This is a genomic window from Pseudorhodobacter wandonensis (assembly GCF_001202035.1).
GTDB classification, from domain to species: Bacteria; Pseudomonadota; Alphaproteobacteria; order Rhodobacterales; family Rhodobacteraceae; genus Pseudorhodobacter; species Pseudorhodobacter wandonensis.
In genome coordinates, this window is record NZ_LGHT01000045.1 from 18,396 (window position 1) to 31,582 (window position 13,187).

The window sequence follows — 13,187 nt, forward strand, 5'->3', positions numbered from 1 at the left end:
ACGATCTGGTCAAGGCAAATAGCGGCACAATGGTATGAATTCCCGACCCCGTAACGACTGCCAGTCAGATTTCAGGCGCCGTCGGTCAGGGGCCCCATCATCAATGGCCCGATCATTATCAGGGCCGGTCCGTCATTGTCTTGGTCCGCCACGATCTGTGCAAGGGTGCCTAGCGTTCCACGTGTCATGCTCTGATCAGGTTTAGAGACGTTTTGCGCAAGCAATACAGGGGTTTCGGCGGGCAGCCCATGTGCTTGTAGCTGCGTAGCCAAGGCGGCACTGGTACGTTTGCCCATGTAAATAACCGTCGTGGCTTCGGGGTCGGCAAGTGCGGCCCAGTTCAATCCTTTGGGCAGTTGGCCGGTTACATCTGCGCCAGTCAAAAACTGTACCCGCCGCGCGGTCAGGCGGCGCGTCAGCGGGATGCCAACGGCTGCCGCAGCAGCCGAGGCAGATGTAACGCCCGGGATAATTTCAAACCGGATGCCTTCGGCGCGCAATGCGGTGATTTCTTCCTCTAACCGCCCGAATACGCCTGAATCGCCTGATTTCAGCCGCACAACGTGGGATCCACTTTGGGCGTGGTCTACCAACAACCGGTTCACATGCTCTTGCTTGGCGGACGGGCGCCCCGCGCGTTTACCAACGCTGATAAGGTCGGCACCTTGCCGCGCATGCTCTAGGATCGGGCCAGACGACAGGTCATCGTACAAGACGACATCCGCAGCTTGCAGCCGCTTTAGCGCAGCAAGCGTCAATAAATCCGGATCGCCGGGGCCAGAAGAGACGAAAGAAACAAAGCCGGTCATGTCGCGCGCCCGATTAGGTGGAAATAAGTTCCCGTTGCAATGCCACCTTGCGCGTGGCGGCGCAAGGAGCCGGTTTCGGGGACGGTGGCACCATTTGCATCGTGTACCTCGGCCAAGGGGGCATCGGGTTGGTCTAGAATTGTGGAATAGTGAAACTCATGCCCGCGCAAGCCGCTGCCCGAAGCATGGCCGGGCATAGCATGTGCCAGTTTCGCAATCCGGTAGCCAAGATGCATTTTGCGCTTTTCGTAGGACGTAACAAGGCCCAGCAGCCCGGCCATTTCGTGCCGCACACCGTCTTTGTCAATGAGCGCAGCACCCATCGCCATGTATCCGCCGCACTCGCCATGCACTGGGCGGCTTTCGGCAAAGCGTTTGATTTTTTGTAGAAAAACCGAAGCACCTGCGATTTTTCCGGCGTGTAGCTCTGGGTATCCCCCCGGTAGCCAACAGCAATCGGCGCTGTCATCGGGGCCTTCGTTACCTAACGGAGAAAACGGCAGAATTGTCGCGCCAGCCTGTCGCCAGCCCTCAAGCAAATGCGGGTAAATGAATGAAAAGGCAGCGTCGCGCGCAAGGGCAATGCGCATGCCCGGCGGCGGCAAGCGTAGAGGTTCTGCTATTGTGACTTCTGTGGCTTTTGCCGCCAAAAGCAGTGCTGGAATATCGACATGTGCCGCCACAAAAGCAGCCGCCCGTTGCAAAATCGTCTCAAGAACAGGGTTTTCCTCAGCTTGGATCAACCCGAGGTGGCGCTCGGGCAAGGTGATTTCGGGATTGCGGGGCAGGGCGCCGAACACCCGGATGCCTGCAGCTTCCATCCCTGCACGGACCAACGCTTCGTGTCGGGGCGAGGCGATGCGGTTCAGAATAACACCCGCAAATGGCATCTCGGGCCGCAATTTGGCAAAGCCGAGCGCCACGGCCGCGGCCGATTGCGCCTGACCTGACACATCGATTACCAGCACCACAGGCCAGCCCATGAGCGTCGCCATATCCGCGCTTGCGCCACTGCCGGTTTCGCCCACAGTCGCTACGCCGTCAAACAGACCCATCGAGCCTTCGGCCAGGATCAGATCGGCCCCCGCCGCATGTGCCAACATATTGCCGAGCGTATCTTTGGGCATTGCCCAGCTATCAAGGTTGAACGAGGCGCGCCCCGATGCGGCGGTATGAAATGCGGGGTCGATATAATCCGGCCCGCTTTTGTAGGGTTGCACTGAAATACCTTGGGCGCGCAAGGCGGCCAGAAGCCCCAGCGTTACCGTGGTTTTTCCCGTGCCGGACGCGGGCGCAGATATCAGCAAGCCTCTGATCATAGAGCTGTATCGGGAAATCGCGGCTCGGTGCCGACGGGACGATAGCGGCGATCATAATCGCCGGCATAAAGGCGGCTTTCGTCAAAACTCTCGGCCCCGATCGCGTGTCCGACAAGAATAAGGGCAGTGCGCTCCATTTCCGCGCCAATCGCTGTTTCCAACGTCTCTAGCGTGGCTTTGACCACGCGCTGGTCGGGCCAGCTTGCACGCCACACCACCGCGACGGGGCAATCGGGCCCGTAATGCGGCGTCAGTTCTGCGATCACTCGGTCCAGCACATGCACCGACAAATGAATGGCAAGCGTGGCCCCGGTGGCGGCAAAGGCCGATAGGGTTTCGCCCGGCGGCATCGCACTGGCGCGGCCCGAGGTGCGGGTCAAAATCACCGATTGCGCCACGCCGGGCAGAGTAAGCTCGGCGCCCAGGGTCGCTGCGGCGGCGGCAAAGGATGGTACGCCGGGGGTCACATCATAAGGAATGCCAAGGCTGCGCAAACGGCGCAGTTGCTCGCCCATCGCCGACCAGACCGACAAATCGCCGGAATGCAGGCGGGCGACATCTTGGCCCACAGAATGGGCGCTAGAAATCTCGGCCATAATCTCATCCAGCGATAAGGATGCCGTGTTCACAATCCGCGCACCTTCGGGGCAATGGGCCAGCAGTGCCTGCGGTACCAGCGAACCTGCGTAAAGGCAGACAGGGCTGGCGGCGATCAGGTCACGCCCGCGCAAGGTGATCAGGTCGGCGGCACCGGGGCCTGCCCCGATGAAATGAACGGTCATGAGTTTTTCCTTTGTGCAAGGGCCATGGTCGCCGTGCCATCGGGCGCGGTGATGCGGCTTTGTATCAGTATAGACCCTGGTCCAGCGGCGGCCAAGGCCGCGGCCTCGGCGACCGAGGTTTTGCCATAGCGGGGCGGTTGGTGTGGCGCAGGGGTTCGGGCGCGGTCACTTGCCAGCGCATCCAGCGGTACGCACAGCAGCGGTTTGTTTATCTCATGGCTAAGAGCCAGAATTGCGGGGTGATCAGCCTTGTCGGCAACCACGGCCAGCGCATCAACTTGGGTTGCCCCCAACAGCCCGCGCAGGCTGGGCAACGTTACCGAGGCACGAAAGCCAAAACCTGCGATAATCATAGCACCACGCTCCACTGCACTACGGGGCGGGCGGGTTGCCAGCCGCGCATTTTGCCAAGAGGGGCCGCACTGGCCAGTTCAATCCGCAACAGGCTGCCGCCTTTTCGCGCGTGCCAGTCAGCCAGCAGCATTTCCGTTTCCAAGGTCACGCCGTTTATAACCAGCCGCGTACCTTGCGGTAGCAGGTCAAAAAGCGCCGCGACAAGTGCCTCATTTGCCCCGCCCCCTATGAACACCGCATCGGGCTGGGGTAAATTGTGCAGGCGGGTGGGTTCCACTTTTCCTTCAACCAGCGTCATCTGCTGCGCCAGTCCAAATCCCGCAATGTTGCTAGTGATATTGGCACAACGCTGTGGCTTTGCTTCCATTGCCACAGCGCGGCCGCCCGCAAGGCACCATTCGACCGAGATCGAGCCAGAACCCGCGCCGATATCCCACAGCAGCGCGCCTTTGCGCGGGGCAAGGGCCGCGATTGTCAGTGTACGGATCGGTTGTTTAGTGATTTGCCCGTCATGGGCAAAGCTGTCGTCGGGCAGGCCGGGCGAATTGGCGCGGCCCGCGTTTTGGGTGATGTGAAGGGCTACGGCGACAGGGGCCTGCACATCCGTCAGGTCAAACCCATCAGCGCGGGCATGGCGCAGCCGTTCTTGCGGCCCGCCAAGGCGTTCCATGACATGCATTTCGGTTTGCGCGGCGCCTTGGGCCACCAACCAAGCGGCCAGTTCGGCAGGTGCAGCCCCATCGCGCAATAGGCAGATCAGCTGTTGATCTTTGTGCAAATGCCCCGAAAGCTGCGCAAAAGGCGCAGCATGCAGGCCAAAACAGCGCGTATCCTCTAGCCGCCAGCCCAATTGGTTTGCGGCAAGCGCAAAGGTGGACGGGGCCGGAAAGCTGCGCCATTCATCGGGCGCCAGATGCGGCACAATCGACCCGCCGGCGCCAAACCATAACGGATCACCCGAGGCGAGGATAACCACCTTTTGCCCGCGCAGGGCCAGCACAGGATCAACTGAGAATGGCACTGGCCAAGCCTGCCCACGCGCCCCAACTTGCGCCAGTTCCAAATGGCGCGGGCCACCAAAGATCACCGCAGCCGCATCAAGCGCTTTGCGGGCAGTGCTTGACAAACCGCACAAGCCGTCTTCATTCAAGCCAATGACATGCAACCAAGGATCAGCCATGCGCATCCTCCTGCTGGGTGGAACGACCGAAGCCTCCAACCTTGCCGCAGCTTTGGCCGCGCGGGGCATGGATGCCGTCTTTTCCTATGCCGGGCGCACCGCGCAGCCCGTGGCGCAGCCCTTGCCGACGCGGGTGGGCGGGTTTGGAGGCGTTGCGGGGCTTTCGGCCTATATTCGGGCCCAAGGCATTACGCATATCATTGACGCCACTCACCCCTTTGCCGCGCAAATAAGCCGGAATGCTCTTGAGGCCAGCCATAACTGTGGCATTCCGCTTTTGGTACTGGAGCGTCAGCCGTGGGGTGCCATTCAGGGCGATGATTGGCAGCATGTGCCAGATATCGGGGGCGCTGTCGCAGCCTTGCCCGATGCGCCCGCCCGCGTTTTCCTTGCGATAGGCAAGCAGAACCTTGCGCCCTTTGCCGCCAAGCCCCAACATTTTTACCTGCTGCGTCTGGTGGATAGGCCCAGTGCCTTGCTCCTGGCCAATGCCACAGCGATCATTGCACGTGGTCCGTTTGATGTTGCGGGTGATAGCGCGCTGCTGCAAGCCAATGCCATCACCCATATTGTCGCCAAAAATGCCGGTGGCAGCGGGGCAGAGGCAAAGTTGGTTGCCGCCCGCGCGCTGGGCGTGACTGTGATCTTGATCGACCGGCCGGTTTTGCCGCCGCGTCATGTCGTGGGTTCGGTCACCGAGGTGCTGGCGTGGTTGGGTCATAGCGCGGAACGTGGCGTGTAAATATGTGGCCCGATGCGGCGGGTCTGTGAATTGCCGACCAGCACAACCGTGCGCATATCCGCCATTTCCGGCGTCGCCTCGGCCAATGTGACGGTGTTCAGCGCCTCATCCGGCGTGGAAACCGCGCGGGCAAAGATGATCATGCGCGACGGCTCGCAATGTTCGCGCAGCACTTCTAGCACGCGGGCGAATTGATGCGGGCGGCTGGCCGAGCGCGGGTTGTAAAATGCCATTGCAAAATCACCCTGTGCGGCTAGGGCGACCCGTTTTTCCACTGTGGCAAAGGGTTTTAGGTTGTCGCTCAGGTTGATCGCGCAGAAATCATGGCCCAATGGCGCGCCCGCACTCGCGGCCGCCGCCAGCATTGCTGTAATGCCGGGCAGAATACGAATATCGAGGTTAAGGTATTCAGGCCGCGCCTCTAACGCCTCAAAAATAGCCGAGGCCATAGCGAAAACCCCCGGATCGCCTGATGAGACAACGACCACGCGTCGGCCTTGCGCTGCCAATTGCAAGGCATGTTGGGCGCGGTCAATTTCCACACGGTTATCGGAGGGATGCAGGGTTAGCCCCTCACGCGGTGCCACGCGGGCCACATAAGGGATATAGCCGACAACATCAGTCGCCTGCGCCAAAGCTGCGGCAACCTGCGGTGTTACCAAATCTTCCGCACCGGGGCCAAGCCCTACGACCACCAGCCAACCTGAGTTTGAAGTGCTCATTCTGCAATCTCCGGCCTGCGCCCGTGGCCATGCACCAGCACGATGGCGAAATAGGGCGTGTCACTGTCATGCAAATCGGCCAGCTTCATCACCCGTTGTTTTGGCATGGTGCCGCGTTCCACCAGCCAAGCCTGATCCAGCCGCCCTGCCGTTTCCAGCGCGCGGCGTACTTTGGGCAGGTTGCGGCCGGTTTTCATAATTACCAGCGCATCGGCTTGGCCGATATGGTGCACCAGATCCTCTTCGGGCAGGGTGGCCATGACCACGCTCATCACATCATCGCCCCAAGTGATCGGCACGCCGGTCGCATTCCAGCAGCCGGTCATCCCCGTGATACCGGGAATCACGTCCATCTCGACCCGCCCCAATAGGCGGGTATAGAGGTGCATGAAGGAACCGTAAAAGAAGGGGTCACCTTCGCACAGCACCACCACCTCGCCGGGCATGGTGGCAAGGCGTTCGGCCCAGTCATCGTAAAAATGCGCCAAAAGGTCGTTATATTCCGGGCTGTTGAACGGAATTTCGGTGGTGACAGGGTATTCCATTGCCAATTCCACCGCGCCTTCGCGCAACATGCCTTCGACAATCTGGCGGGCTTGGCCGCGTTTACCGGCTTTGCGGAAATAGGCGATGGTTTCCCCACCCCGCACCGCGCGGTCCGATTTAACCGAGATTAGATCGGGGTCGCCCGGCCCAAGCCCTGCGCAGATGATACGGGCCATGGTTATTCCTTTCGGCTGGCAAGCGCGTTTACCGCGGCCACAGTGATGGCTGACCCGCCAAGCCGCCCTGAAACCACCAATGATGGGACAGGTGGTGCGGTGATCAGCGCCTCTTTGCTTTCGGCAGCACCCACGAACCCCACGGGGCAGCCGATAATCGCCGCAGGTCGCGGGCAGCTTGGGTCCTCTAGCATGTTCAGCAGGTGAAACAGTGCAGTAGGCGCGTTGCCAATCGCCACAACGGCGCCGGCGAGTTTGGGGCGCCACAGTTCCAGCGCCGCCGCTGAACGGGTGTTCGCCATTTCCGTCGCCAAGCCCGCCACCGCAGGGTCGCGCAGGGTGCAGATCACCTCATTGTCACGCGGCAGGCGGGTGCGGGTGATGCCTTCAGATACCATATGCGCATCGCAGAAAATCGGCGCACCGTCTTCCAGTGCCGCCCGTGCGGCAATCGCCATACCCTGCGAGAACTGGATGTATTGCTCCAACCCCACCATGCCCGCGGCGTGTATCATGCGCACCGCAACAATTTCTTCCTCGGGTGTGAAACGCGCCAGATCGGCCTCGGCGCGGATCATCGCAAAGGATTGCAGGTAGATGGCAGCGCCGTCGGTCTCATACTTATGGGGCATTGGGGTTCTCAAACAAAAGATCGGGGTTTGCGGCCAGATCGGCGGCAGGATGGGTGGTGCGGGGCGTAGCGGCTGCGGTGGCATTGTGCAACGGGGCAAAGCCAGTGACGGTGGCGACAAGGGTGTAATTAGCCGATGCGGGGTGTGCGCAGCCTTTGGAACATCCGGAAACATGCAGGGTTTTGCCAGCGGGCACATGGGGGGCCAAAGCCGTGGCCAGGGCGCGGGTGGGTGCCAATGCCTGCGGACACCCGGGCGCGCCGGTGCAAGCGACCACGCGCGTAAGTGGGTCATCGGGGCTGGTGATCAGACCAGCAAGGTCGGGCGGTGTTGCCAGATTTTCAACCAAAACCATCCGCCAAGGGGTTAGCCGCAGGTCGCCGAATTTGGCAAGATCAGCAAGGGTTTGCGCCTGCATTTGGCCAAAGGCAAAACCTATGAACATTCCTTTGGCGCAAGGCCCGATCTGCGGAGGCCACGGGTTTGCCGACCGCGCAGGGTGTGTTTGAAAGACTGCGGGCAGGCGCTTGTGGCGATCTTGGCTAGCAAGATCGGCAAAAACCGTCGCCATACGGCCACGCCCGTTCTGAATATGGCCCGTTTGGGTGAACCAATGGGCCAGTGCGATTGCAAGCGTGGCCGCCGCCTTGGCATTGCTTGCCAACGCGCCAGTTGCAAAGCCTTCTCCACGTACCAAAATACCGCCTTTGGCCGCCTCTATCCGAATATCGGCGGGGGCGCTTGCAAGCTGGTTGTCAGCTGACAGATCAATCGAAAAGCCAAATTTTCCAGGAAGTTGCGGCGCATTCTCGGCCGCAAGTTCTGCAGCTAAGGCCGTGTAAATCGCCAGCGTGTCATCAGTTTCGGTCCAGAACGGTGAAACCATGATGTTGCGGCGGGCTTCAATCTCGGCGGTTTCATCAAGGCAACCAATTTCGCGCAGACCCTTGATCAGTGCAGGGTGGTTGCCTTGCGTCACGCCACGGATTTGCAGGTTGGCGCGATTGGACAGGTCTAGCAGCCCGTTGCCATGACGTGCCGCCAGTTCGGCAATGGCAATCGCCTGCGCTGCGGTCAGCTTGCCACCACGTGGGCGCACCCGCACCACAAGGCCGTCGCCCGACATCATCGGCCGCAGGGCACCCGGGCACCAGCCTTGAATGATTGGGGCTTGGGCCATCGTCATCGCTGCGGCTCCAATGTCGCGGCGATAGAGTTGCGGCGTGTCAGCCACAAGCCTGCATCGCGCAAGGCCGCGAATTTCGCCTGCATTGCAACCAAGGCAGAAGGGTTTTCGCGCTCCAAAAAGGCCACTAGATCCTCGCGGCCCAAGGTTGCATCATGGTACAAATCAAACAGATGCGGCGGTACGGCGCGGGTTAGATGCGCGAAAGAGGCAAGGTGATCCAGCGTCGCCGCCACCTCGGCAGCACCGCGAAAACCGTGGTTCATCATGCTGTTGGCCCAATTCGGGTTGGCGGCACGGGCGCGGATAACGCGGGCGATTTCTTCGGCCAAAGTGCGGGCGCGGGGGCTGTCGGCGCGGGTGGCGTCCAGATGATAAAGCGCAGGTGCTTGCCCGCCAAGCGCTGCCACCGCTGCCGCAAACCCGCCTTCATGGGCGGCGTAATCGGATGCCACTAGCACATCAGTTTCGGCCAAATCCTGCACATGGGCAAAGCCGTCGGCGGCCAAAACACGGGCCTCTAGCGCGTCCCGCGCATGATGCGCCGTACCTTGGGCATTGATCGCCCATTCAGACCCTTTTAGCCACGCTTCGCCAGCCGCCGCACGGCCTGCGTCGGAATAATCCTCAAGAGCGTCGGTCATGCCCATACCATACAGCCCCGGTTTGGGGCCGAAAACGCGGGGGCTGCGCTGGGTGTAGGGGTTGTCCTCGGGGGCCTCATCGCGCTGTGAAAGTGCCTCGGCTGCGGATTCGAACAGCTGTGCAAGGCCGGGGAAGATGTCGCGAAACAGACCAGACACCCGCAAGGTTACGTCAATGCGCGGGCGGCGCAGCAGGGCCAATGGTGTGATTTCATAACCCGAGACGCGTTCAGACCCGTCGTCCCAGCGCGGGGCAACACCTGCCAGATGCATCGCCATGGCAAATTCTTCGCCACTGGTCCGCATAGATGCCGAGCCCCACAGATCAATCACCAACCCCCGCGGCCAATCGCCGTGGTCTTGCAAATGGCGGCGCAGCAGTTCCTCGGCCAGCTTCACGCCTTGGGCATGGGCCGAACGCGACGGCACCGCACGCGGGTCAACCGAAAACAGATTGCGCCCCGTCGGCAACACATCGGTGCGGCCACGATAGGGCGACCCTGACGGACCAGCGGCCACGCGGCGGCCGGACAGAGCGGTCAGCAGACCCTCCATCTCGCCATTGGGGCCAAAGATATGCAGCCCTTCGCCGTATTGGCTTTCTTTGATATCACAGACAAAGCGGTCAATCCGCGTGATCGCCTCGGCGGGTGAGGCATCGGGGGCAAGGCCCAGATCAGCCTCGACCCCTGCGGCCTGCGCCTCGGCCCGCACATCGGCAATCAGGCGGGTGCGGCGCGCGGGGTCCAAACCATCGGCGGTGGAATATTCATCCAGCAGCCGTTCCAGCCGTGTCATATTGGCAGGCGTTTCCGATAGCGCCAAAGGCGGCGGCATATGGCCCAGCGTGACCGCGCCGATGCGGCGCTTGGCCTGCGCGGCCTCACCCGGGTCATTGACGATAAAGGGATAGATGACGGGCAGGGGGCCGGTTAATGCGTCAGGCCAGCAGGTGGCCGACAGGGCCACCGATTTGCCCGGCAGCCATTCCAACGTACCATGCGCGCCAACATGCACCAGCGCGTGCAGTCCTTGGGCGCGCAGCCAGAGGTAAAACGCCACATATCCATGGCGCGGCGTGCGAGACAGGTCGTGGTAATCATCGTCGCGGCTTGCAACCTCGCCGCGTTCGGGTTGCAGCGCGATCAGGGTTGAGCCTCGACGTAGGGCGCTGAAATGGAAGGCGCCATCGCGATAGCAGTGGTCGGATGTAACATCTCCCCAAGCAGCGGCCAGATCATCTTGCAAAGCTTGTGGCAAGGTTTTCAGCGCGGTTTTATAAGCGTCAAGCGACCACGATAGCGTGTGATGTGTAAGTTCCAAGCCAAGGGATTCACCCGCTGCAGCGTCATAACCCGCCGCTTGAAGACTGGCCAATATCGCCTCGGTTGACGCGAGTGCATCAAGGCCAACGGCATGGGCCAGCTGATAAGTTTTGCCCGGATAAGTGGACAGCACCAGCGCCAAACGGCGGTCGGGCGCGGGCGTTTGTGCCAACTGGTGCCAAGCGGCGACTTTCTCGACAATAGCGTCGACCAACCCCGCATCCGCGCGGTGGGTAAAGCGCGAATATTGCAGGTCAGGGTCGCGCGGGGTGGGGGATTTAAAGCTGACGGCGCCTGCGAAAATGCGGCCATCCACCTCGGGCAGCACCACATGCATTGCCAGATCGGCGGGCGACAACCCACGATCGGCCGCCGCCCATTCGCGCCGCCGCGCCGTAGACAGCCCGACCTGAAACACAGGGCAACCGGCGGCGTCAAGGGGCGAGGTGCCATCGGCCCCTTTGGCCGAAAAGGCGGTGGCATTGATCACGGCGACAGGGGCAAGCGTAACCAGAGATTGGCGCACCCAAGCTGCAGAAACAGGGGCTTTCAGTGAATTGGCAAACAGGCCGATCGCGTTGAAACCGCGCCTGCGCAGGCGGGTGATCAGCGCATCCACAGGGTCGGTATCGGCCGAAGTCAGATAACTGCGATAGAATGTAACGACGACGGTTGGGCCACCGCCCACAGGCCCTGCTACCACGCCCATATCTGGGTCATACCAGCCACATTCGGGCATGGATTTATCACCCGCGACGGGCCCGGCATAAAGCCCCGCCGCAAGGGCAAGTTGTGCCAATGCCGCTTGGGCTGCCACTGCACCGCCTGCTTCGCATAGCGCAGACAGCCGGCGCAGGGTAGACAGGGGCAGGGTGGACAGTGCATCTAACCGATCATCTGGTCGGCCATCGGCAGGCACAACCGCCAGCGCAATACCTTGGCGGCGGCACAGATCCTGCACCTGCGCCAAGCCGTAGGGCCAATAGCTTTCGCCGCCGATCAGGCGGATCAGAATGCCCTTGGCCCCTGCCAGCGTATTTTCGACATAGGTATCAACCGACAGCGGATGCCGCAGCGCCACCAGATTGGCCAAACGGGTCGAGGGCAGCTTGCCCTTACCGCGATGCCAGCCTGCCGCGAAAGCCCCAAGGTCGCTATCAGAAAACGACAGCACCACCAAATCGGCAGGGCTTTGCCCCACGTCAAACGGCGCGTCCGTTTCCTCTAGCCCGTGGCTTTCGCGAAAGACGACATGCATGGCCTAGCCCACCAGAACGGCGCGGATGGCGGCCTCATCTACATGGTCATGCTCGGCAATCACCACAAGGCGGGTTTGGCGCGTTGTGTCGCCCCAAGGCCGGTCGTATTGCGCGCGGATGCGTTCGCCCACGGCTTGCACCAGCATCCGCATCGGTTTGCCCGTCACGGCGACATAACCTTTGACGCGCAGGATATGCTGTTCGCGGGCAAGGCGGATAATCGCAGCTTGCAGCGCCTCGGGGTCGGCCACTTCGGGCAGGTCGATCACCACGGATTCGAAATCGTCATGCTCGTGGTCGTCATGGCCGTCGTGGTGGCTGGGGCGGGCGTCGATGTCATCTTCGGCGGCTGCGTTCAGGCCAAGGATCACGCGCGGATCAATGATGCCATCGGTCATCGCGATCATCGGCAACTCGCGCGGGGTTTCCGCCGCAATCACGGCACGGGCAGCGGCCAGACCAGCCTCACCCGCCAGGTCAGCCTTGGACAGCAGGATGATGTCGGCGCAGGAGATCTGATCCTCAAACACCTCGGACAAAGGGGTTTCATGGTCAATGCTGTCATCAGCCGCGCGCTGGGCATCCACCGCCGCCACATCGGGGGCAAAGCGGCCAGCGGCCACAGCCTCGGCATCGGCCAGCGCGATCACACCATCAACAGTGATTTTCGACCGGATTGCAGGCCAGTCAAACGCCTTGAGCAGCGGTTTAGGCAGCGCCAAGCCCGAGGTCTCAATAAGAATATGGTCAGGGCGTTGCGGCAGCGCCATCAGCGCCTCAATCGTCGGGATGAAATCATCGGCCACGGTGCAGCAGATGCAACCATTTGCCAGCTCGACAATATTTTCGGCGGGGCAGTTATCATCGGCGCAGGATTTCAGAATATCGCCATCGACGCCCACGGTGCCAAATTCATTGACCAACACCGCCAGCCGCTTGCCCTGCGGGTTCATCATCAAATGCCGGATCAGCGTGGTTTTGCCCGAGCCGAGGAAACCGGTGATCACGGTAACGGGGATTTTGGATAGATCAGACATTTGGGGTTTCCTTGGTCAAGGTAAGTGGAGGAATGCGGGCGATACAATTCTTGCGAAAGTGTTGCGATCTTTCGCGCCATGGCACCAGCCCATCTGCGGCAGCTTGATAGCGGGCAGCGCCATCGCGCAGGGTTTCGACATCAGTTTCGGGGTTCAGGTTACCGTAAACATAGGACCAACGGTCACCACCCCGCAGCGCAACCGTGCAACCGCGTGTGCAGTTGGACAGGCATTCGACGGCATGCACCTTAACGCCCGAAGGAATCTCGCCCGCCATCAAGGCCGCATAAAGCAGTGCGCCGGGACGAGTATCATCATCCGTTGGGTCAGTTACGACGCTGGATTTGCAGGTCACGCAGATCAGTAATTCGGCATCTGGCAAGGTGGCATCTGGTTGGTCTGGCATCTCATCGGTCCTTTTTGGCAACAGGGACCGGGGTAAATGGCGGGCGCATAGTAATGCCCGACACCGGG

Annotated in this window: 13 protein-coding genes; 1 reads left to right on the forward strand and 12 read right to left on the reverse strand. The window is 61.3% G+C overall.

What is annotated here, in order from left to right:
• Positions 1-71: 71 nt before the first annotated feature.
• From cobA to AKU79_RS17690, 5 genes are read right to left on the reverse strand one after another with little or no spacing between them, the layout of a single operon-like run.
• Positions 72-809, reverse strand: coding sequence for a uroporphyrinogen-III C-methyltransferase (cobA, locus tag AKU79_RS17670; RefSeq protein WP_050524918.1), 738 nt, complete (start codon positions 807-809; stop codon positions 72-74).
• Complete coding sequence (locus AKU79_RS17675; protein ID WP_050524919.1) at positions 806-2,128, reverse strand: cobyrinate a,c-diamide synthase; 1,323 nt, start codon at positions 2,126-2,128, stop codon at positions 806-808. The genes cobA and AKU79_RS17675 overlap by 4 nt, the downstream gene beginning before the upstream one ends.
• Entirely contained in the window at positions 2,125-2,910 is a 786-nt protein-coding gene (gene cobM / locus AKU79_RS17680; protein ID WP_050524920.1) for a precorrin-4 C(11)-methyltransferase, read from the reverse strand. The genes AKU79_RS17675 and cobM overlap by 4 nt, the downstream gene beginning before the upstream one ends.
• Positions 2,907-3,263: a cobalamin biosynthesis protein gene (locus AKU79_RS17685; RefSeq protein WP_050524921.1), complete on the reverse strand. Its 357-nt coding sequence runs from the start codon at positions 3,261-3,263 to the stop codon at positions 2,907-2,909. The genes cobM and AKU79_RS17685 overlap by 4 nt, the downstream gene beginning before the upstream one ends.
• Positions 3,260-4,444, reverse strand: a complete 1,185-nt coding sequence (locus AKU79_RS17690; protein WP_050524922.1) for a bifunctional cobalt-precorrin-7 (C(5))-methyltransferase/cobalt-precorrin-6B (C(15))-methyltransferase — start codon at positions 4,442-4,444, stop codon at positions 3,260-3,262. The genes AKU79_RS17685 and AKU79_RS17690 overlap by 4 nt, the downstream gene beginning before the upstream one ends.
• Here AKU79_RS17690 and AKU79_RS17695 point away from each other — a divergent pair.
• Positions 4,443-5,186, forward strand: coding sequence for a cobalt-precorrin-6A reductase (locus AKU79_RS17695; protein WP_050524923.1), 744 nt, complete (start codon positions 4,443-4,445; stop codon positions 5,184-5,186). The genes AKU79_RS17690 and AKU79_RS17695 overlap by 2 nt on opposite strands.
• Here AKU79_RS17695 and cobJ read toward each other — a convergent pair.
• From cobJ to AKU79_RS17730, 7 genes are read right to left on the reverse strand one after another with little or no spacing between them, the layout of a single operon-like run.
• Complete coding sequence (gene cobJ / locus AKU79_RS17700; RefSeq protein ID WP_050524924.1) at positions 5,162-5,908, reverse strand: precorrin-3B C(17)-methyltransferase; 747 nt, start codon at positions 5,906-5,908, stop codon at positions 5,162-5,164. The genes AKU79_RS17695 and cobJ overlap by 25 nt on opposite strands.
• Complete coding sequence (locus AKU79_RS17705) at positions 5,905-6,630, reverse strand: precorrin-2 C(20)-methyltransferase (protein ID WP_050524925.1); 726 nt, start codon at positions 6,628-6,630, stop codon at positions 5,905-5,907. The genes cobJ and AKU79_RS17705 overlap by 4 nt, the downstream gene beginning before the upstream one ends.
• Positions 6,631-6,632: 2 nt before the next feature.
• On the reverse strand, positions 6,633-7,262 hold the full coding sequence (locus AKU79_RS17710; RefSeq protein ID WP_050524926.1) for a precorrin-8X methylmutase: 630 nt from the start codon (positions 7,260-7,262) through the stop codon (positions 6,633-6,635).
• Positions 7,252-8,496, reverse strand: coding sequence for a precorrin-3B synthase (gene cobG / locus AKU79_RS17715; protein ID WP_231580230.1), 1,245 nt, complete (start codon positions 8,494-8,496; stop codon positions 7,252-7,254). The genes AKU79_RS17710 and cobG overlap by 11 nt, the downstream gene beginning before the upstream one ends.
• On the reverse strand, positions 8,445-11,675 hold the full coding sequence (gene cobN / locus AKU79_RS17720) for a cobaltochelatase subunit CobN (protein WP_050524928.1): 3,231 nt from the start codon (positions 11,673-11,675) through the stop codon (positions 8,445-8,447). Before cobN ends, cobG begins: the two co-directional genes overlap by 52 nt.
• A 3-nt stretch (positions 11,676-11,678) precedes the next feature.
• Entirely contained in the window at positions 11,679-12,713 is a 1,035-nt protein-coding gene (gene cobW / locus AKU79_RS17725) for a cobalamin biosynthesis protein CobW (RefSeq protein ID WP_050524929.1), read from the reverse strand.
• Positions 12,706-13,119 (reverse strand): DUF1636 family protein, encoded by a 414-nt coding sequence (locus AKU79_RS17730; RefSeq protein ID WP_050524930.1) that lies wholly within the window; start codon positions 13,117-13,119, stop codon positions 12,706-12,708. Before AKU79_RS17730 ends, cobW begins: the two co-directional genes overlap by 8 nt.
• Between the last annotated feature and the right edge of the window lie 68 nt (positions 13,120-13,187).

Coding starts and splice junctions, on each gene's coding strand:
- AKU79_RS17685 (WP_050524921.1), bottom strand. CDS start 3,263: ATGATTATCGCAGGTTTTGGCTTTCGTGCCTCGGTAACGTTGCCCAGC.
- cobA (WP_050524918.1), bottom strand. CDS start 809: ATGACCGGCTTTGTTTCTTTCGTCTCTTCTGGCCCCGGCGATCCGGAT.
- AKU79_RS17675 (WP_050524919.1), bottom strand. CDS start 2,128: ATGATCAGAGGCTTGCTGATATCTGCGCCCGCGTCCGGCACGGGAAAA.
- AKU79_RS17690 (WP_050524922.1), bottom strand. CDS start 4,444: ATGGCTGATCCTTGGTTGCATGTCATTGGCTTGAATGAAGACGGCTTG.
- AKU79_RS17730 (WP_050524930.1), bottom strand. CDS start 13,119: ATGCCAGACCAACCAGATGCCACCTTGCCAGATGCCGAATTACTGATC.
- cobJ (WP_050524924.1), bottom strand. CDS start 5,908: ATGAGCACTTCAAACTCAGGTTGGCTGGTGGTCGTAGGGCTTGGCCCC.
- cobM (WP_050524920.1), bottom strand. CDS start 2,910: ATGACCGTTCATTTCATCGGGGCAGGCCCCGGTGCCGCCGACCTGATC.
- cobN (WP_050524928.1), bottom strand. CDS start 11,675: ATGCATGTCGTCTTTCGCGAAAGCCACGGGCTAGAGGAAACGGACGCG.
- AKU79_RS17705 (WP_050524925.1), bottom strand. CDS start 6,630: ATGGCCCGTATCATCTGCGCAGGGCTTGGGCCGGGCGACCCCGATCTA.
- AKU79_RS17695 (WP_050524923.1), top strand. CDS start 4,443: ATGCGCATCCTCCTGCTGGGTGGAACGACCGAAGCCTCCAACCTTGCC.
- cobW (WP_050524929.1), bottom strand. CDS start 12,713: ATGTCTGATCTATCCAAAATCCCCGTTACCGTGATCACCGGTTTCCTC.
- AKU79_RS17710 (WP_050524926.1), bottom strand. CDS start 7,262: ATGCCCCATAAGTATGAGACCGACGGCGCTGCCATCTACCTGCAATCC.